Source organism: Tardibacter chloracetimidivorans (assembly GCF_001890385.1).
Classification (GTDB): Bacteria; Pseudomonadota; Alphaproteobacteria; order Sphingomonadales; family Sphingomonadaceae; genus Tardibacter; species Tardibacter chloracetimidivorans.
Window position 1 is genome coordinate 173636 of the sequence record NZ_CP018221.1, and the last position, 18551, is coordinate 192186.

Annotated in this window: 16 protein-coding genes; 10 read left to right on the forward strand and 6 right to left on the reverse strand. The window is 64.1% G+C overall.

Features of this window, described 5'->3' with window-relative positions; all coding sequences use genetic code 11:
• Positions 1-41 precede the first annotated feature (41 nt).
• Positions 42-4304: a DNA-directed RNA polymerase subunit beta' gene (rpoC, locus tag BSL82_RS00935; RefSeq protein WP_072595616.1), complete on the forward strand. Its 4263-nt coding sequence runs from the start codon at positions 42-44 to the stop codon at positions 4302-4304.
• Positions 4305-4418: 114 nt separating this feature from the next.
• On the opposite strand, the gene rnhA is transcribed toward rpoC, so the two are convergent.
• From rnhA to ispH, 3 genes are read right to left on the reverse strand one after another with little or no spacing between them, the layout of a single operon-like run.
• Entirely contained in the window at positions 4419-4868 is a 450-nt protein-coding gene (gene rnhA, locus BSL82_RS00940; protein ID WP_072595617.1) for a ribonuclease HI, read from the reverse strand.
• Positions 4868-5824 carry a homoserine kinase gene (thrB, locus tag BSL82_RS00945; RefSeq protein WP_072595618.1) on the reverse strand — a complete coding sequence of 319 codons (957 nt, stop codon included), beginning with the start codon at positions 5822-5824 and terminating at the stop codon, positions 4868-4870. The genes rnhA and thrB overlap by 1 nt, the downstream gene beginning before the upstream one ends.
• 1 nt (position 5825) lies before the next feature.
• Complete coding sequence (gene ispH, locus BSL82_RS00950) at positions 5826-6776, reverse strand: 4-hydroxy-3-methylbut-2-enyl diphosphate reductase (RefSeq protein WP_072598530.1); 951 nt, start codon at positions 6774-6776, stop codon at positions 5826-5828.
• 92 nt (positions 6777-6868) lie between these two features.
• On the opposite strand from ispH, the gene BSL82_RS00955 reads away from it, so the two are divergent.
• Both BSL82_RS00955 and msrA read left to right on the forward strand, forming a co-directional pair.
• The gene (locus tag BSL82_RS00955; RefSeq protein ID WP_072598531.1) at positions 6869-7519 is read left to right on the forward strand and encodes a hypothetical protein; all 651 of its coding nucleotides are present in this window, start codon (positions 6869-6871) and stop codon (positions 7517-7519) included.
• A gap of 14 nt (positions 7520-7533) precedes the next feature.
• Positions 7534-8070 carry a peptide-methionine (S)-S-oxide reductase MsrA gene (gene msrA, locus BSL82_RS00960; protein WP_072595619.1) on the forward strand — a complete coding sequence of 179 codons (537 nt, stop codon included), beginning with the start codon at positions 7534-7536 and terminating at the stop codon, positions 8068-8070.
• Here msrA and BSL82_RS00965 read toward each other — a convergent pair.
• The 3 genes from BSL82_RS00965 to BSL82_RS00975 form a co-directional block, all read right to left on the reverse strand.
• Positions 8057-9022 carry an L-threonylcarbamoyladenylate synthase gene (locus tag BSL82_RS00965; RefSeq protein ID WP_072595620.1) on the reverse strand — a complete coding sequence of 322 codons (966 nt, stop codon included), beginning with the start codon at positions 9020-9022 and terminating at the stop codon, positions 8057-8059. The two genes, msrA and BSL82_RS00965, sit on opposite strands and share 14 nt — an antisense overlap.
• Before the next feature lie 91 nt (positions 9023-9113).
• A complete protein-coding gene (locus BSL82_RS00970; RefSeq protein WP_072595621.1) occupies positions 9114-9815 on the reverse strand; it encodes a cistern family PEP-CTERM protein in 702 nt (233 codons plus the stop codon).
• A gap of 158 nt (positions 9816-9973) precedes the next feature.
• Complete coding sequence (locus BSL82_RS00975; protein WP_072595622.1) at positions 9974-10561, reverse strand: nitroreductase family protein; 588 nt, start codon at positions 10559-10561, stop codon at positions 9974-9976.
• Between the two features lie 133 nt (positions 10562-10694).
• On the opposite strand from BSL82_RS00975, the gene BSL82_RS00980 reads away from it, so the two are divergent.
• The 7 genes from BSL82_RS00980 (at position 10695) to rnhB (ending at position 18468) form a co-directional block, all read left to right on the forward strand.
• Positions 10695-12215, forward strand: a complete 1521-nt coding sequence (locus BSL82_RS00980; protein WP_072595623.1) for a peptide MFS transporter — start codon at positions 10695-10697, stop codon at positions 12213-12215.
• Positions 12212-13642, forward strand: a complete 1431-nt coding sequence (locus BSL82_RS00985; RefSeq protein WP_072595624.1) for an amidohydrolase — start codon at positions 12212-12214, stop codon at positions 13640-13642. The genes BSL82_RS00980 and BSL82_RS00985 overlap by 4 nt, the downstream gene beginning before the upstream one ends.
• A gap of 49 nt (positions 13643-13691) precedes the next feature.
• The gene (locus tag BSL82_RS00990; protein ID WP_226998717.1) at positions 13692-14942 is read left to right on the forward strand and encodes an amidohydrolase family protein; all 1251 of its coding nucleotides are present in this window, start codon (positions 13692-13694) and stop codon (positions 14940-14942) included.
• A complete protein-coding gene (locus tag BSL82_RS00995; RefSeq protein WP_072595626.1) occupies positions 14939-15640 on the forward strand; it encodes an NnrU family protein in 702 nt (233 codons plus the stop codon). The genes BSL82_RS00990 and BSL82_RS00995 overlap by 4 nt, the downstream gene beginning before the upstream one ends.
• A gap of 82 nt (positions 15641-15722) precedes the next feature.
• Positions 15723-17060: a phosphoglucosamine mutase gene (gene glmM, locus BSL82_RS01000; protein WP_072595627.1), complete on the forward strand. Its 1338-nt coding sequence runs from the start codon at positions 15723-15725 to the stop codon at positions 17058-17060.
• Positions 17057-17872 (forward strand): bifunctional hydroxymethylpyrimidine kinase/phosphomethylpyrimidine kinase, encoded by an 816-nt coding sequence (gene thiD, locus BSL82_RS01005; protein WP_083578967.1) that lies wholly within the window; start codon positions 17057-17059, stop codon positions 17870-17872. Before glmM ends, thiD begins: the two co-directional genes overlap by 4 nt.
• The gene (gene rnhB / locus BSL82_RS01010; RefSeq protein ID WP_072595628.1) at positions 17869-18468 is read left to right on the forward strand and encodes a ribonuclease HII; all 600 of its coding nucleotides are present in this window, start codon (positions 17869-17871) and stop codon (positions 18466-18468) included. Before thiD ends, rnhB begins: the two co-directional genes overlap by 4 nt.
• Positions 18469-18551: the final 83 nt, after the last annotated feature.

Below are 18551 nucleotides of genomic sequence, written 5' to 3' on the forward strand. Positions count from 1 at the left end.
CGGCGGGAGAGGGGCACAGAGTTTCGAGGAAGGACTTGGGCATGAACCAGGAACTGATGAACTTCATGAACCCCGCGGCGAAGCCGGAGACGTTTGACCAGATCCAGATCGGACTGGCTTCTCCAGAACGCATCCGGAGCTGGTCCTACGGCGAGATCAAGAAGCCGGAGACGATCAACTACCGCACCTTCAAGCCGGAGCGGGACGGCCTGTTCTGCGCGCGCATCTTTGGTCCGATCAAGGACTATGAATGCTTGTGCGGCAAGTACAAGCGCATGAAATACAAGGGCATCGTCTGCGAAAAATGCGGTGTCGAAGTCACGGTTTCCAAGGTCCGCCGCGAGCGGATGGGCCATATCGAGCTTGCGGCCCCGGTGGCGCATATCTGGTTCCTGAAGTCGCTGCCGTCGCGCATCGGCCTGCTGCTGGACATGCCGCTGAAGGACCTTGAGCGCGTCCTCTATTTTGAAAACTATATCGTCATCGAACCCGGCCTGACGCCGCTCACCAAGTTCCAGCTTCTCAACGAAGACGAGCTGATGGAAGCGCAGGACGAGCATGGCGAGGACGCCTTCACCGCCGGCATCGGCGCTGAAGCCGTACGCAAGCTGCTTGAGGAACTCGACCTCGAGGGCGAGAAGGTACAGCTCCTCGAAGAACTGGCCACGACCAAGTCGGAGCTGAAGCCGAAGAAGATCATCAAGCGGCTGAAGGTTGTCGAAAGCTTCCTCGAATCCGGCAACCGTCCGGAGTGGATGGTGCTGAACGTCGTTCCGGTCATCCCGCCCGAACTGCGTCCGCTGGTGCCGCTCGACGGCGGCCGTTTCGCGACGTCGGATCTGAACGACCTCTATCGCCGCGTGATCAACCGGAACAACCGTCTGAAGCGGCTGATCGAACTGCGTGCGCCCGACATCATCGTCCGCAACGAAAAGCGCATGCTTCAGGAGTCGGTCGATGCGCTGTTCGACAATGGCCGTCGTGGCCGCACCATCACGGGCGCCAACAAGCGGCCGTTGAAATCGCTCAGCGACATGTTGAAGGGCAAGCAGGGCCGGTTCCGTCAGAACCTGCTCGGCAAGCGCGTCGACTATTCGGGCCGCTCGGTCATCGTGACCGGCCCCGAACTGAAGCTGCATCAGTGCGGCTTGCCCAAGAAGATGGCGCTGGAGCTGTTCAAGCCCTTCATCTACGCCCGTCTCGACGCCAAGGGCCTGTCGATGACGCTGAAGCAGGCGAAGAAATGGGTGGAAAAAGAGCGCAAGGAAGTCTGGGACATCCTCGACGAGGTGATCCGCGAACATCCCGTGCTTCTGAACCGCGCGCCGACGCTTCACCGTCTCGGCATCCAGGCGTTCGAGCCAGTGCTGATCGAAGGCAAGGCGATCCAGCTTCACCCGCTGGTGTGCTCGGCCTTCAACGCCGACTTCGACGGCGACCAGATGGCCGTCCATGTGCCGCTGAGCCTTGAAGCGCAGCTTGAGGCGCGCGTGCTGATGATGTCGACCAACAACATCCTCAGCCCCGCGAACGGCAAGCCGATCATCGTGCCGTCGCAGGACATGGTCCTTGGCCTCTATTATCTGTCGATGGAACTCGAAGGCGAGCCGGGCGAAGGCATGCTTCTGAGCGACATGGTGGAGGTCCATCAGGCGCTGAACGTGGGCGCGGTGACTCTGCACTCCAAGATCACCAGCCGCGTTCCGCAGACGGACGAGGACGGCAACACCTATATGAAGCGCGCCCAGACCACGCCTGGCCGCATGCTCATCGGTGAAACGCTGCCGAAGAGCCACAAGGTGCCGTTCGATGTGGTCAATCGCCTTCTCACGAAGAAGGAGATCGGCGACGTCATCGATACCGTCTATCGCCACACCGGCCAGAAGGAGACGGTGCTGTTCGCCGACGCGATCATGGCGCTTGGCTTCCGTCACGCCTGTTCGGCGGGTATCTCGTTTGGCAAGGACGACATGGTCATTCCGCCCGAAAAGGAGGAAATGGTCAGCGAAACCAAAACCTTGGTGAAGGACTTTGAGCAGCAGTATCAGGATGGCCTGATCACCCAGGGCGAGAAGTACAACAAGGTCGTGGACGCCTGGGCACGCTGCGGTGACCGCGTGGCCGACGCGATGATGAAGCGCATTTCGTCCAAACAGAAGCTGGATAACGGGCGTGAAAAGCCGATCAATGCCATTTACATGATGGCGCATTCCGGCGCGCGCGGCAGCCAGGCCCAGATCAAGCAGCTTGCCGGCATGCGCGGCCTGATGGCCAAGCCGAGCGGTGAAATCATCGAGACGCCGATCATCTCGAACTTCAAGGAAGGGCTGACCGTCCTTGAATATTTCAACTCCACGCACGGCGCTCGCAAGGGTCTGGCCGACACCGCGTTGAAAACGGCCAACTCCGGCTATCTCACCCGCCGACTGGTGGACGTAAGCCAGGATTGCGTCGTCATCGAGGAGGATTGCGGCACCGAGCGCGCGCTTGAAACCCGCGCGATCATCGAAGGCGGCACGACCATCGTGTCGCTTGCCGAACGCATCCTGGGCCGTACTGTCGCCGAGGACATCATCGACACCAAGACCAATGAGACGGTCATCCCGCTGGGCACCCTGCTGGATGAGGCGGCTGTTGCCCTGGTTGAGGCGGTGGGCGTTCCTGTCGTCAAGATCCGCAGTCCGCTGATCTGCGAATCCAAGACGGGCGTGTGCGCCGCCTGTTATGGGCGCGATCTCGCGCGCGGTACGCCGGTGAACATGGGCGAAGCGGTCGGCGTGATCGCGGCCCAGTCGATCGGTGAGCCGGGCACGCAGCTTACGATGCGGACCTTCCACATCGGCGGCGCGGCGCAGGTGTCCGAACAGTCGACGCTGGAAGCGCCGGTGGACGGCACGCTCGAATATCGCAACATGCCGACGATCGTCGACGGTCGCGGCCGCCGTGTATCGCTGTCGCGTGCCGGTGAAATCGCGATCATCGACAGCGAGGGCCGTGAACGGGCGACCTTCCGCATTCCCTATGGCGCGACGCTCCAGTTCGAGAGCGGTCACATCGTGTCCAAGGGCGAGCGGATGGCCGAATGGGATCCGTACACGCTGCCGATCATTACCGAGAGCGCCGGTACGGTTAAGTACCAGGACCTGATCGAGGGTCAGTCGCTTGAAGAGCAGGTGGACGAAGCCACCGGCATCACCAACAAGGTGGTGGTGGATTGGCGCGCCCGTTCCAACAAGAAGGACGATCTGCGCCCGCGCATCACCTTGCTGGACGAGAATTCCGGCGAGGCGGCACGCTATCTGCTGTCGGTGGACTCGATCCTCTCGGTCAACGAGGGGCAGCGGGTGGAAGCAGGCGACGTGATCGCGCGTATTCCGCGTGAAGCCGCAAAGACACGCGACATCACCGGCGGTCTGCCGCGGGTGGCCGAGCTGTTCGAGGCGCGCAAGCCCAAGGACAACGCGATCATCGCGCGCGTTTCCGGCCGGGTCGAGTTCGGCAAGGATTACAAGGCCAAGCGCCGGATCATCCTTCGTCCTGAAGACCCGTCGCAGGAGCCGATCGAGTATCTGGTGCCCAAGGGCAAGCACATGACCGTGCAGGAAGGCGACTTCATCCAGCGCGGCGATTACCTGATCGACGGCAACCCCGATCCGCACGACATCCTTGACGTGCTGGGCGTGGAAGCGCTGGCCGAATATCTGGTGGCGGAGATTCAGGAAGTCTACCGGCTCCAGGGCGTGAAGATCAACGACAAGCACATCGAGGTGATCGTCCGCCAGATGCTGCAGAAGGTCGAGATCACCGAATCGGGGGACACCACGCTGCTGGTCGGCGAGCAGGTGGACCGCGAGGAGATGGACGAGATCAACGCCAAGGCCGCCGCCGAGGGTCGCAAGCTTGCCGACGGCAAGCCGGTGTTGCTGGGCATCACCAAGGCCTCGCTCCAGACCCGGTCGTTCATTTCGGCGGCGTCGTTCCAGGAGACGACGCGCGTGCTGACCGAAGCGTCTGTCCAGGGCAAGATCGACACGCTCAACGGCCTGAAGGAAAACGTCATCGTCGGGCGTCTGATACCGGCGGGTACGGGCGCTGCGATGAGTCGCCTTCGCGTCACCGCCAACAGCCGCGACGCCGCCCTTCGCGCCGCGCAACGCGCCCGGCAACCGGCGTTGACCGAACGCGACGACAATGTCGTAACGGCGGAAGAGCTTGTGTCCCGTGACGAGCCGGGGGAACTGGCCTATGGGCAGGACCCGCTGGCTGCGGTCGCGGGTGCGGGCGAGAATGAGGGCGAGGAATAAGTCTCACCTTCTTTCGTGAACTGACGAAAAGCCCGCCGGAACGATCCGGCGGGCTTTTTCATGCGTGTTCGAATTGGCGGGCAATCCGGCTGGGTGGGGTCTGCGAACGGGCTCTCAGCCCCCGCGCTGCCTTTCGGCGGCGGCGCAGGCAAGCTGGTCTGCGCGCTCGTTCTCCGGGTGTCCCGAATGGCCCTTCACCCATTGCCAGTGAACGCTATGGGGGCGGGCGGCCTCAAGCAGGGCCTGCCACAGTTCGGCATTCTTCACCGGCTTGCGGTCGGCCGTACGCCAGCCGTTGCGCTGCCAGCCGAAAATCCACTTGGTGATGCCGTCGCGCACATAGACGCTGTCGGTGTAGAGCGTGACCTTGCAGGGCCGCTTCAGCGCCTTCAGCCCCTCGATCGCAGCGGTTATTTCCATGCGGTTGTTGGTGGTAAGCGGCTCGCCGCCGGAGAGTTCAAGCTCCCGATCGCCCTGGCGCAGGATCGCGCCCCAGCCGCCGGGACCGGGATTGCCCTTGCACGCGCCGTCCGTGTAAATCTCGACTTCCTGAATGTCAGCCATCAGCCGATCAGGCCTTTGCCGGACTGGATGTAGAAATCGAGGCGGCGGCGGAAGGCGAGCGGATCCTTGCGGTTCACCATCGCGTCGGCGGGCGTGTTCAGCCAGTCATAGCAACGGGTCATCAGGAACCGCATCGCCGCCCCCCGGCAGAGCACCGGAAACGCCTGCTTTTCCGCCTCCGACAGCGGCCGGAGCGATTGATAACCCTCGATCAGCGCCTGGGTGCGGTCGGCGTGATGTTCCTTGCCATCCGCGGAAAAGCACCATGAGGAGTGGGTGACCGCCAGATCATAGGCAAAGCTGTCGGTGCAGGCGAAGTAGAAGTCGATGACTCCGCTGATCCTGCCGTTGCGAAACAGCGCATTGTCTGGAAAAAGATCGGCGTGGATGACCCCCGATGGAAGCGAATGTGGCCATTCCCGCTCCAGCGCGCCCAGTTGCGCGTCCACCAGCGCCGGCAGGTCCGGCGCGATCTGCGCCAGTCCGTCGCCGCATTGCGCCGCCAGCTTTCTCCAGGCAGCGAGCGACAGGCCATTCCGCCGGTCCAGCGGGAAATCCGCCACTGCCTCATGAAAGCGGGCAAGAAACCGGCCGATTTCGGCGCAGGCGTCAGGATTCGGCTCATCGAGCGAGACGCCCGCAAGAAACTCGATCAGACAGGCCGGGCGGCCCGCCAGCCGTTGGAGGACGCGGCCAAGCCGATCATGGATGGGGCCGGGTACGGGCAGACCCTTGCCTGCCGCATGTTCGGTCAGCGACAGGAAGAAGGGGAGGTCCTTCTCCGCCACCCGCTTTTCATAAAGGGTGAGGATGTAGCGTCCACGCGTGGTGTCGATCAGATAGTTGGAGTTCTCGACCCCTTCGGCGATCCCCTTGGCCGAAACCAGTTCGCCTTCGTCATATTGCTTCAGAAACCGCGCGAGTTCATCGGCGGGCACATGCGTATAGACCGCCATGTTACTGAAGCGCCTTGGGCAGCTTGAAGGCGATGCCCTCCGTCGCGGTCACGACTTCGCGCTCCGTCAGTTCGAAACGCTCCGCCAGCCGGTCGATCACCTCACGCACAAGTGTTTCAGGCGCGGATGCACCGGCGGTGATTCCAACCGTTCGCGCCCCGTCAAACCAGGCGAGATCGACGTCCAATCCGCGCTGTACCAGATGGGCGACGCAACCGGAGCGTTGCGCCACTTCCACCAGGCGAAGCGAATTGGATGAATTGGGAGCGCCGATGACGAGCACGACGTCGCACTTTCCCGCGATCGATTTCACCGCCGCCTGGCGATTTGACGTCGCGTAGCAAATGTCCTCGCCCTTAGGCGCGAGAATGGCGGGGAAACGGCGTTTCAGGATCGTGACGATTTCCGAGGTGTCGTCCACCGACAGCGTCGTTTGGGTCAGGAAGGCGAGATTGCCCGGGTCGTTCACTTCTATGGCCTCGGCGTCGGCCGCGGTTTCGACGAGGCTGATCGTTCCTTCCGGCACCTGGCCGAAGGTGCCGATCACCTCCGGGTGTCCGCGATGGCCGACGAACAGGATGTGCCGCCCCTCCGTCACCATCTTTTCGGCCTGGCGGTGAACCTTGGAGACGAGCGGGCAGGTGGCGTCCAGATATTCAAGACCGCGCGCCGACGCGGCTTCCGGCACCGACTTCGGTACACCATGCGCCGAAAAGATGACGGGGAGATCGTCGGGAACGTCGTCCAGATGCTCGACGAAGACGGCTCCCTTTGCCTTCAGCCCGTCCACCACATAGCGGTTATGCACGATCTCGTGCCGGACATAGACGGGCGCGCCATAGCGTTCCAGCGCAAGCTCCACGATGCGGATCGCGCGATCCACACCGGCGCAGAATCCGCGCGGCGCTGCGATCAGCAGGTCGATTTTCCGGCGTGGCGATACAGTTTCCATGACAGTCATCGGTCATGTCCTTATGCGATCGCTTGTCGCGGGTGAACCCGCTTCCTATGATGCAACCGATAATTGCCAAAAAGGCACGCCTGATGGCTGCCTCGTCCAAGGAACGCTCGCCAGTGTTGTTTCGCACATCAGCCATAGTCCTGACCGCCGCTCTCGCTCTGACCGCTTGCCAGAGGAACCCGCTGAAGGTGACGCGGAACCCATGCCCGGCGGTGGCGGTGCCCGCCTATACGGGCGATGTCACGCTGTTCAGCACGCCGGGGGCGACCGCCGCCGATGCGATCGACACGGTGGCGACGATCACCAACGTCAGGGGCGGCTGCTCGGACGACGGCAGCGAATTCGTGACCAATGTGAGCTTTGATGTGCTTGCCCGGCGCAACGAGGCGGGAGCGGCCGAAAGCGTTACGTTGCCTTTCTTCGTCGCGGTGGTTCGCGGTGGCGACAAGCTGGTTGCAAAGCAGCTTGGGCAGGTGACCGTCAATTTCTCCGAAGGGCAGGACCGTGCGCAGGCATCCGGTTCCGCGCAGAGCCGGGTGATCAGAAGCGCAGCCATTCTTCCGGCCGACATTCAGGAGAAGATCACGCGGGAACGCCGGCCCGGGGACGAGGACGCGGCGATCGACCCGATGACCGAGCCGGGCGTCCGCGACGCCGTGCGCAATGCAAGCTTCGAGGTGCTGGTCGGATTCCAGCTCGACCAGGCGCAGCTCGCCTATAACGCAACCAAATAGGACCGGAGAAGACGATGGCCACCGACATCGCGATTCTCGCTGGCGGGTGCTTCTGGTGCGTGGAGCCGATCTTCAATGATCTGAAGGGCGTGCTGTCGGTGGAAAGCGGTTATACCGGCGGCCGGGTCGCGAACCCGACCTATCGCCAGGTCTGCGACGGCGATACCGGCCATGCCGAGGCGGTCCGGGTGGAGTTTGACCCCGACATCATCAGCTATGACGATATTCTGGATATTTTCCTGCACATCCACGATCCCACGCAATTGAACCGGCAGGGCAATGACGTGGGCACGCAATACCGCTCGGCGATTTTTCCGAACTCGCCGGAACAGGAGGCCGCGGCCAGCGCCGCAATTGAGCGCAACCAGTCTGATTGGCCCCAGCCGATCGTGACCACGGTCGAACCCTTCGACATCTGGTGGCGGGCCGAGGATTATCATCAGGAGTATTTCGACCGCGAAGGCGGCCGGAACCCCTATTGCATCGCGGTTGCGGCCCCAAAGCTCGCGAAGTTCCGCAAGAGCTACGCCGACAGGCTCAAGACGGCCTGAGCGGGCGTTCCGCGGCCGCGCGACGCAGCCGGTCGTTTATGGCGCGGCCAAGCCCTGTATCGGGAACCGGCGCAATGGCGATTGCATCCCTGCCGCTATCTTCGGCGATGTGAAGCAGATCGAACAGGCGGACGGCTGCTTCCACAAGGTCGCCGGAAGGGGAAAGGTTCACGTCCCCGCCCATGTCGCCGAACCCGATCAGGAACTCGCCCGGCATTGCCGAGAGCGCATTAAGCCGCACCGGTTGGCGGGGGGCGTAGTGGCTCATCAATTGCCCGGGCGCTGACGGCCTGCCTTCTGACTCGGTGACGGCGCGGCCCAGGCCAAGCGTTTCCGCCGGAATCGCGCCCTCGCGAAGCAGGCGCAAGCCATCCGGCGTCACGGCGACGATCGTTGATTCCAGGCCAGCCGTGGTCGGCCCGGCGTCGAGGATGAGTGGGATGCGCCCGCCAAGGCTGCGCAACACATGTTCGGCGCGGGTCGGGCTGATCCGTCCCGAGGCATTGGCCGACGGCGCTGCCAGAGGCCTGCCGACGGAAGCGATGAGCGCCTGCGCGACAGGGTGATCGGGACAGCGGACGGCGAGCGTGGGGAGGCCGGCCGTGACCAGCGACGAGATCGCCGTCTCGGGGCAGAGCGTCAGCACTAATGTGAGCGGCCCCGGCCAGAACCGCGCCATCAGATCAAGCGCTTGCCGAGGAACTGCGACGTATTGCCGCGCCATTTCGAGCCCGGTGACGTGAGCGATCAATGGATTGAAGCTGGGGCGGCCCTTTGCCGCATAGACCTGTGCAACCGCGTCGGCGTTGGTGGCGTCACAGGCGAGGCCATAGACGGTCTCGGTCGGGATCGCGACCGGCCGGCCTTCGCGAATCAACGCGGCGGCGAGCGCAATGCTTTCAGCCGATATGTCGGCGACGCGAGTCTCGTAGAGAGGCGGGGATTCGGTCATTCACGCGCTATAGCGGCGTGGAAGAAATCCGGAAAAGCAAAAGGGGCGCGATGTCTCCACCGCGCCCCTTCAAATGCGCTTGTCGCTTGGCTCAGGCGAGGACCTGGGCGGCCGTGCGGCGACGACGCAGCGACATGCCGATCAGGCCGAAGCCCGCGATCATGGTCATCCAGGTCGCCGGTTCGGGGATTTCCGAAACCAGGCCGATGCCCGAATCGCCGCTGAAGCCGAGTTCTTCGGAATCGAGCGACTGCCAGCGGATGATGCCGTCATCGAGTTCGAGGGAAGCCAAGTCCGAAGAGAAGTTCAGCGTGATCGTGCCGGTGATGAAATTGCCGGTCGTCGGCCCTGCATTGCCGCCGCCCTGGCAGGCGCCGCCGCCGGGATTGCCGTTGATGCAAACGTTCCGATCTCCGCCGAGACCATCCAGCGATGGGAAGCCGCCCGGCGTGAAGGTCTTGTTGAAGACGTCGTCGCCATCGACCGATCCGCCGGTGAAGCCGCCGCTCAGAACGTCAAATCCAAGCGCAGTGATGCGGGTTTTTTCCCAGATCGACGGATCCGACAGGTTCGACAGCTTGTAGACGAGCGTCCAGCTGTCCGTGCCTGCGCCGCTGACCGTCAGATCCAGCGTCGCCGCCAGTCCAGGGACGGGATCAGGATAGAGCGAATAGCTTTCCGAGATGCCGTTGAAGTTCAGCGAATAGTCACCGTTGGTAAACGTCGCGGCCTGTGCGGGCGCCACAGCGGCAAGGCTGATCCCCGTCAACAGAGCAAAAACCGATTTGCGCATTTTCGTTGTCCTTGCACCAATTACTCAACGCAATGTTAAGCAATTGCCGTGCCAGGCGCGGAAATCCGCCATTTCGGCCGTTTTTTGACGACTGTAATGTAATCAATTCCGACAATCGGAATGGAATTACTGTCCCATTTGGGGACGATCCATCTCCGTTACGGCACAGGGTTCCAGCGCTCTACCTTATCGTCGAATGCCGGCCTTGGCCGCTCCTCGAGATCGCGCGACGGACTGCCGATAAAGATGAAGCCTGCGATCCGCTCATGCGCGCGGCCGAAGGCGTTGCGGACGGCATCCGAATAGGAGGGCCAGCCGGTGAGCCAGCCGCCCACAAACCCCATCGCATGCGCTGCGGCGAGCAGGTTCATGCACGCCGCGCCGCACGACAGTTCCTGTTCCCACTGGGGGATCTGGCTGGCGATGGCAGGCGAGTAGAGGGCCACCACCAGGGTGGGGGCCTGGCGTGCGAACTGATCCATCGCTTCCAGCTCAAGCCGCCCGGCTCCGGGCTTTTCGGCCCGGTAGGCATCGACCAGCAGCTTTGCCAGAAGGTCGCGCTGATCCTGTTCGACGATCACGAAGCGCCACGGCGCGAGCTTGCCGTGATCGGGCACCCGCATCGCGGCTTCCAGAATCGTGTGGAGCTGGCCGGCGTCCGGGCCGGGCGCGATCATGTCGCGCGGCTTGCCGGACCGACGCGAAAGAAGAAGGGCCAGCGGCGATGAGGTGTCGTTGAAATCCATGATCGGCGGCTAGCATGAAGGCGCGGCGCGGCCAAGCCGGACGAGTTTGGGCTTCACAGCGGCGCGCCGTGCGCTAGTCTCCCGCGTATCGGGGGCCGGCGCTTGCCGGTTTGTTTGGGGAGCTTATCGACTTATGGCCATTGCCGCCATTCCAGACGAGCCACGGCAAGCAACGATCTTGGGCCACCCCAAAGGGCTGTTCGTCCTGTTTTTCACCGAGATGTGGGAGCGCTTTTCCTATTATGGAATGCGGGCGCTCCTGATCTTCTATCTCACCCAGCACTGGCTGTTTTCCGATCAGGACGCCTCGATCATCTACGGCGCGTACACCGCGCTCGTCTACATCACGCCGGTGATCGGCGGCTATCTGGCGGACCGCTATCTGGGCCAGCGCAAGGCCGTGCTGTTCGGTGCGGTGCTGCTCACCTTCGGCCATTTCCTGATGGGATTCGAGGGCGACGGCGGGCAACAGGGCTATGCGATCAACCTGTTCTGGCTGGCGCTGTCGTTCATCATCGTCGGCTCCGGATTTCTGAAGGCCAATATCTCGGTCATCGTCGGCCAGCTCTATCCGCGCACCGACGTGCGGCGGGACGCCGCCTATACGATCTTCTACATGGGCATCAATGTGGGCGCTGCGCTTGGCGCCTTTGCATGCGGACTTGTGGGGCAAACCTATGGCTGGGCCTATGGCTTCGGCCTTGCGGGCTTCGGCATGCTGCTGGGGCTTCTAGTGTTCGTGGTCTTCCGGCCGCTGCTGTTGGGAAGGGGGGAGGCGCCCGATCCCGCGGCGCTGAAAAGGCGCGTCGCCGGAGTGAAGCTGGAATGGCTGCTCTATCTGTTCGGCGTCGCGGCGGTGGGCGTGAGCTGGTTCATGGTCCAGCATCAGGCACTGGTCGGCTGGCTTCTGGGCGGCGCGGGGGCGGTGCTTGTTCTTTATGTGCTTCACACCGCCGTCACCAAGCTGTCCCGCGACGAACGCGACCGCATATTCGCGGCGATCTTCCTCATTTTCGGATCGATCCTGTTCTGGGCGCTGTTCGAGCAGGCCGGGTCTTCGCTCAACCTGTTCACCGATCGCCACGTCGACAGGGCCGGGGTTCCGGCGTCCGTGTTCCAGTCGGTGAATCCGGTCTATATCGTCCTGCTCGGGCCGCTGTTCGCATGGCTGTGGACCGCCCTTGGGCGACGCGGGCTTGAGCCCTCGGCCCCGGCCAAATTCGGGCTGGCGATGATCCAGCTCGGGGCAGGGTTTCTCGTGCTGGTGGCAGGCGCATCGGCGTTCGGGATGGATAATCTGACGCCGGTGGTCTTCGTCTTCCTGATCTACCTCCTGCACACGACTGGAGAGCTTTGCCTGTCGCCCGTCGGCCTTTCCGCAATGAACCGGCTGGCCCCGGCGCACATGGCTTCGCTCATCATGGGCACATGGTTCTTTGCCTCGGCCACCGGCAATTTTGTCTCGGGGCTGATCGCGGCGGCAACAGGCGCGGAAGGACTGGAGGGGGAGACGGCGGGCAAGGAGACGGTACTTTCGGTCTACAGCACGGTCGGCTGGACGGCCGTTGCGGTCGGCGTCGGTGTGATGCTGATCTCGCCCCTGGTGCTGCGGCTGATGCACCTCGACACGTTGAAGGACGAAGAACTGGCATGAAGGCTTCGGGGGGTGTCGCGCTGGCCATCGTCCTGGCTCTGGCAGGCTGTGCCGGAAGCGACCGGGCGCCCGCAGCCGTTTCTTCCGTTGCCGTCAATGAAGAGCGGGTGACGATACCTGCGGACCCGTTTCCCTCCACCTATCGGCCTGCGCCGTCGGACGTCACGGTGATCCGGGGCGCGACCATGTTCGACGGCGAGGGCGGGCGCATCGACGGTGGCGCGATCCGGCTGGCGAACGGGCGGATCGAGGCGATCGGCGGCAGCGACCTCGCGGTTCCCGAAGGCGCGACGGTGATCGACGCGGCGGGCAAATGGGTGACGCCCGGCATCATCGATATCCACAGTCACCTCGGCAATTATCCAAGCCCGGCCGTTGCGGCGCATTCGGATGGAAACGAGATGTCCGGCCCGCTCAACGCGGGCGTCTGGGCGGAGCATTCCGTCTGGCCGCAGGATCCGGGCTTTGGCCGCGCGCTGGCAAATGGCGGCGTGACGACGCTCCAGATCCTCCCCGGATCGGCCAATCTGTTCGGCGGGCGTTCCGTGGTGCTGAAGAATGTGCCGGGACGCACGGTTCAGGAGATGAAGTTTCCCGGCGCGCCCTATGGCCTCAAAATGGCGTGCGGGGAAAATCCGAAGCGCGTCTATGGCGCGAAGGGGCGGATGCCGACAACGCGCATGGGCAATGTTGCGCTGGACCGTCAGGCATGGGCCGACGCGCAGAATTATCTGCGGAAATGGCAGGATTATGAGCGCAAGGCGAAGGACGGCAAGGCCAAGCCCTCCGATGCGCCAAAGCGCGACATGGGGCTGGAGACGATGGCCGCCGCGCTGACTGGCGACATCGCCATCCACAACCATTGCTATCGCGCCGACGAAATGGCCATCGTCATCGATATGGCAAAGGAGTTCGGCTATCGCGTGGCGGCATTCCATCACGCCGTCGAATCCTACAAGATCGCCGATCTGCTCCGCGACAACGGCATATGCTCGGCGATGTGGGCGGATTGGTGGGGGTTCAAGATGGAATCCTATGACGCCATCTGGGAAAATGTGGCGATGGTGGAAAATGCGGGGGCCTGCGCTATTGTCCACTCGGACGATGAGAACGGCATCCAGCGGCTGAATCAGGAAGCGTCAAAGGCGATGGCGGCGGGGCGGCGCGCGGGGATTGCGGTTTCTCCGGAAAAGGCGTGGACGTGGCTTGCGATCAACCCGGCAAGGGCGCTTGGGATAGAAAAGCAGACAGGCAGCCTGAAACCCGGCAAGATGGCCGATGTGGTGCTTTGGAACGGCGATCCCATGTCGGTCTACACCCGGCCCGAAAAGGTCTGGGTGGACGGAGCGCTGCTCTATGACATGCACGACCCCAAGCGGCGGCGGGTGTCCGATTTCGAGCTTGGCCAGCCGGGTGAGGGGATGTGAAGTGAAGTGGCCGATCGCCGCATTGCTGGCGTTGCTCCCTGTGCCGGCAATGGCGCAGACGATCGCGATCACCGGCGGCAGGGTCGCGACCGGCAATGGAGGACAGCCGATAGAAGGCGCGACCGTGCTGATCCGCAACGGGCGGATCGTCTCGGTCGGGCGAGGCGCGGCTCCCGGCGGCGCGCGCGTGATCGACGCGGCGGGAAAGTGGGTGACTCCCGGCATCTTCGGCGGTTTTTCCCGGCTGGGGCTGGTGGAGGTGGATGCCGTCGCCCAGACCAATGATGCGGCGGCTACAGGGTCGCCGTTCGGCGCGGCGATCAGCGTTGCGCCCGCTGTCAACCCGAACGCGGCGGCCGTTCAGGTGAACCGGGCCGGAGGCGTAACGCGCGCCATCGTCGCCCCTGCCATCGGGCGCGATCTGTTTGCGGGCCAGGGCGCGGTGATCGACCTGGGCGAGGACATGGACGCCGTGACCCGCGCCAACGCATTTCAGTTCGTGGAATTCGGGGAGGCGGGAGCGGCCAAGGCGGGCGGGAGCCGGGCGGCCGCGCACGTCCAGCTTCGCAATGCGTTGTACGAGGCCCGCGACTATGCCCGCAGCCCTGCCGCCTATGAAGGCGGGCGGAGCCGGGAATCGCTGCTGATGCGGCTGGATGCGGCCGCGCTCGCGCCCGTCGTCCAAGGCGAGCAGCCGCTCTTTGTGCGTGTCGAGCGTGCCGCCGACATCCTCCAGGCTCTCGCGCTGAAACGCGAGTTCACGCAGTTGAAGCTGGTGCTGGTGGGGGTGAGCGAAGGCTGGATGGTGGCCGACCGGATCGCGGCCGCGCGAGTGCCGGTGATCGCAAGCGCGCTCAACGACCTGCCGCAAACGTTCGAAATGCTCGCAGCAACCCAATCAAACGTCGGGCGCATGACGAGGGCGGGCGTGACCGTCGCCATCGGTATGATCGACGACAATGACGCCCGCCAGACGCGGCTCCAGACGCAATATGCGGGAAATCTGGTCGCGCTGGCAAAGGTTCCCGGTGCGGCCGGGCTGAGCTGGGGACAGGCGCTGGCCTCAATCACCAGCACGCCCGCCGAGATCATGGGGCTTGGAGCCGAGCTTGGAAGCCTGAAGCCCGGCCGGCGGGCGGACGTCGTGATCTGGGACGGTGATCCGCTGGAGCTGTCCTCCGCGCCTGAAAAGGTCTTCATCGACGGAGTGGAACAACCGCTCGTCACGCGGCAAAGCCGCTTGCGCGACCGTTATCTGGTGCGCGGCGCCGCGCCTTCACCAAGGGCCTATCGGCAGTGACACCCGTCTCGCATCTGGCGCTCGCCACCACGTCCTTTGTCGGCACGCATCTGCTGCTTTCGCATCCGTTCAGGAAATCGCTGGTGCGGCGGGTGGGGGAGAAAGGCTTTCTCGGCCTCTATTCGCTGGCGGCGCTTGCGACCTTCGGCTGGATGATAGGAGCGCGGCTCGGCATCTCGTCCGATCCGGTCTGGTGGGTCGCGCCGCCATGGTTCTGGGATGTGGCGACGCTGCTGATGCTGTTTGCATCGGTGCTGCTTGCAGGCTCCCTTCGCGGCAATCCGGCAGCTGTGAACCCGAAAGGGCGCATCGACCTGCCGGACCGGCCGCATGGGGTCTATGCCATCACGCGCCACCCTATGATGTGGGCGTTCATCATCTGGGCGCTGGTTCATATGGCGCTGTGGGGCAGCACGGCGAACCTGATCCTGTCGGGCGGCATATTGGCGCTCGCGCTTTTCGGCAGCCTTGGTCAGGATTCCAAGAAGAAGCGCCTGATGGGGCCGGACTGGGTGTGGTGGCAGCGCCAGACGGCCTATGTTCCGTTCGTGGGGCAGTTGGCAGGCAGGCTGCGCTGGGGCGATGCGCTGCCCGGCTGGGCGGCATTTGCCATAGGTCTGGTCATCTGGCTGGCGGCGACCTGGGCGCACCTTCCGGCCGGGGGACCCGCCGCGGGGATCTGGCGCTGGATTGGCTGAGGTGTTTCGCCTCCCTCTCGCGCTAGAATCACTTTGGCGCTAGAGAATGTCTCGAAAAGTGACTCGACGGGCAAGGCCTCCAATGACGAAAAAATATTTTGGCACCGATGGTATCCGGGGCCGGACGAACAGCCTCCCGATGACTCCCGAAATCGCGATGCGCGTGGGGCAGGCGGCCGGCAAGCGCTTCCTTCGCGGCGCGCACCGGCACAGGGTGGTGATCGGCAAGGACACCCGGCTTTCAGGCTATATGATGGAATCGGCGCTGACCGCCGGGTTCACCTCGGTCGGCATGGATGTGGTGCTCGTCGGCCCGATGCCCACGCCCGCCGTGGCCATGCTCACCAAATCCATGCGCGCCGATCTGGGCGTGATGATCTCCGCCAGTCACAACCCGTTCGCCGATAACGGCATCAAGCTGTTCGGGCCGGACGGCTTCAAGCTTTCCGACGAGGACGAAGCCGTCATCGAGGCGCTGATCGACGGTGGAGCCGATCTGGCGGAGGCCGAAAGCATCGGCCGCGCCGCGCGGATCGACGACGCGCAGGGCCGCTATATCCATTTCGCAAAGGCGACTTTCCCCGAACATCTGCGGCTCGATGGGCTGCGGGTCGTGGTCGATTGCGCCAATGGCGCCGCCTACAAGGTCGCGCCGACCGCGCTCTGGGAACTGGGCGCTGAAGTGATCTCGCTCGGCGTCGCGCCGAACGGCACCAACATCAACGACAAATGCGGCTCCACCCATCCGGCCTCGCTCCAGGCCCGCGTCAGGGAAGTGCGCGCGGATATCGGAATCGCGTTGGATGGCGACGCGGACCGGCTGATCGTGGTCGACGAAAAAGGCCAGGTGGTGGACGGCGACCAGCTTATGGCGCTGCTCGCCCGAGACTGGGCGCGTTCGGGTAAGCTCCAGGGCGGCGGCATCGTCGCGACGGTGATGTCGAATCTCGGTCTTGAGCGGTTTGTCGAAAGCGAGGGGCTTACGCTTCATCGCGCCAAGGTGGGCGACCGCTATGTGCTGGAGATGATGCGCGAGAAGGGCTGCAACGTCGGCGGCGAACAATCCGGGCACCTGATCCTCACCGATTATGCGACCACCGGCGACGGGCTGGTGGCGGCGCTGCAGATCCTTGCGGCGCTGATCGAAAGCGGAAAACCGGCAAGCAAGACGCTGTCGCTGTTCAAGCCGCTGCCGCAGTTGCTGAAGAACGTCCGCTTCGCAAAGGGCAAGCCGCTGGAGTCGGAGGGCGTAAAGCAGGCGATCAGCGCGGCTGAAACCCGGCTCAACGGCACCGGGCGGCTGGTGATCCGCAAGTCGGGAACCGAGCCGCTGATCCGCGTGATGGCCGAGGGTGAGGATGAGACGCTGGTCGCCGAAGTGGTCGACAGCATCTGCGATGCCGTGCGGCAGGCGGTGTGACCATCGCTCGGGTTCTGGTTGTCGCGGGTTCGGATTCGGGCGGAGGCGCCGGCATACAGGCCGACATCAAGGCCGTGACGATGATGGGCGGCCATGCGATGACCGCCATCACCGCCATCACCATTCAAAACACGCTGGGCGTCTCGGGCGTCGTGCCGGTTCCGCCCGACGCCATCGCCGCGCAGATGCGGGCGGTGATCGACGATATCGGCGTGGACGTGATCAAGACCGGGATGCTGGGCGATGCGCCGACGATAGAGGCGGTGGCGGACGTGCTGGCCCGTCTCGACGGCCATGTGCCCATCGTCATCGATCCGGTGATGGTGGCGAAGGGCGGCGCGTCGCTGTTGGCGGCGGATGCGGTCAACACTCTGAAGCGCCGCTTGCTCCCGAGGGCGACGCTGGTGACCCCCAATATCCCGGAGCTGGAGGCGCTGACGGGCAGGACGATCGTATCGGCCGAAGATGCGCTCGACGCGGCGCGGGCGCTTGGCGATGAACTGGGCGCTGCGGTGCTGGCGAAGGGCGGGCATCTGGAAGGCGATGAAGTGGTCGACCAGCTTGTGACGCGCGAGGATGTTCACAGCTGGACCGATAACCGGATCGAGACGCGCCATACCCATGGCACCGGCTGCACGCTTGCAAGCGCGATCGCGGCCGGTCTGGGACAGGGCATGGCGTTGCCCGATGCAGTCGCCCGCGCCCGCGCCTATGTGCGCGCCGCGATGCTTGCAGCCCCCGGACTGGGACAGGGGCATGGGCCGCTTGGCCATGCGCTGGGGGTCGTTCCATTCGACCGGGTGAAGCCATGACCGGACCAACGCTGGAACTTGAGCTTGGCTATGGCGGCCCCGTCGTGGGCGTCGACGAGGCGGGGCGGGGGCCGCTGGCGGGTCCTGTGGTTGCAGCGGCGGTGCTGCTCGACCCCGACTGCATTCCCGACGGGATCAACGATTCAAAGAAGCTGAGCGAGATCGCGCGGGCGCGCCTGCATGACGAGCTTGTCGGATGCGCCAGGGTGGGCGTCGGCATCGCAAGCGTCGAGGAGATCGACAGCATCAACATATTGCAGGCGAGCCTGCTGGCGATGCGGCGGGCCGTCGATGCGCTGGACCATGCACCGGTGATGGTGCTTGTCGACGGCAACCAGAAGCCGAAATGGCCCTATCCCTGCCGCCCGGTGATTGGCGGCGATGCGCTGTCGCTGTCGATCGCGGCGGCGTCGATCATCGCCAAGGTCACGCGCGACCGGATGATGATCGGCCATGACGAGGCGCACCCCGGCTATGGCTGGCGGACGAACAAGGGCTATGGCACGCCGGAACATCTGGATGCGCTGAGAAGACTGGGACCGACCCCGTTGCACCGGCGTTCATTCGCGCCTGTGGCCCAATATCACCTGCTCTGAAGAATTATTTTCAAGCTGCCGAGGATTGAGTCTTCCGGGCAACACCACAAGCAGTTGAGTCCCTGCCGGGGTCGAGGACTCTA

Coding starts and splice junctions, on each gene's coding strand:
- BSL82_RS00990 (WP_226998717.1), top strand. CDS start 13,692: ATGGCGCAGACGATCGCGATCACCGGCGGCAGGGTCGCGACCGGCAAT.
- ispH (WP_072598530.1), bottom strand. CDS start 6,776: ATGGAAACTGTATCGCCACGCCGGAAAATCGACCTGCTGATCGCAGCG.
- rnhA (WP_072595617.1), bottom strand. CDS start 4,868: ATGGCTGACATTCAGGAAGTCGAGATTTACACGGACGGCGCGTGCAAG.
- thrB (WP_072595618.1), bottom strand. CDS start 5,824: ATGGCGGTCTATACGCATGTGCCCGCCGATGAACTCGCGCGGTTTCTG.
- BSL82_RS00965 (WP_072595620.1), bottom strand. CDS start 9,022: ATGACCGAATCCCCGCCTCTCTACGAGACTCGCGTCGCCGACATATCG.
- rnhB (WP_072595628.1), top strand. CDS start 17,869: ATGACCGGACCAACGCTGGAACTTGAGCTTGGCTATGGCGGCCCCGTC.
- BSL82_RS00970 (WP_072595621.1), bottom strand. CDS start 9,815: ATGCGCAAATCGGTTTTTGCTCTGTTGACGGGGATCAGCCTTGCCGCT.
- glmM (WP_072595627.1), top strand. CDS start 15,723: ATGACGAAAAAATATTTTGGCACCGATGGTATCCGGGGCCGGACGAAC.
- BSL82_RS00985 (WP_072595624.1), top strand. CDS start 12,212: ATGAAGGCTTCGGGGGGTGTCGCGCTGGCCATCGTCCTGGCTCTGGCA.
- BSL82_RS00975 (WP_072595622.1), bottom strand. CDS start 10,561: ATGGATTTCAACGACACCTCATCGCCGCTGGCCCTTCTTCTTTCGCGT.
- rpoC (WP_072595616.1), top strand. CDS start 42: ATGAACCAGGAACTGATGAACTTCATGAACCCCGCGGCGAAGCCGGAG.
- msrA (WP_072595619.1), top strand. CDS start 7,534: ATGGCCACCGACATCGCGATTCTCGCTGGCGGGTGCTTCTGGTGCGTG.
- BSL82_RS00980 (WP_072595623.1), top strand. CDS start 10,695: ATGGCCATTGCCGCCATTCCAGACGAGCCACGGCAAGCAACGATCTTG.
- BSL82_RS00955 (WP_072598531.1), top strand. CDS start 6,869: ATGGCTGCCTCGTCCAAGGAACGCTCGCCAGTGTTGTTTCGCACATCA.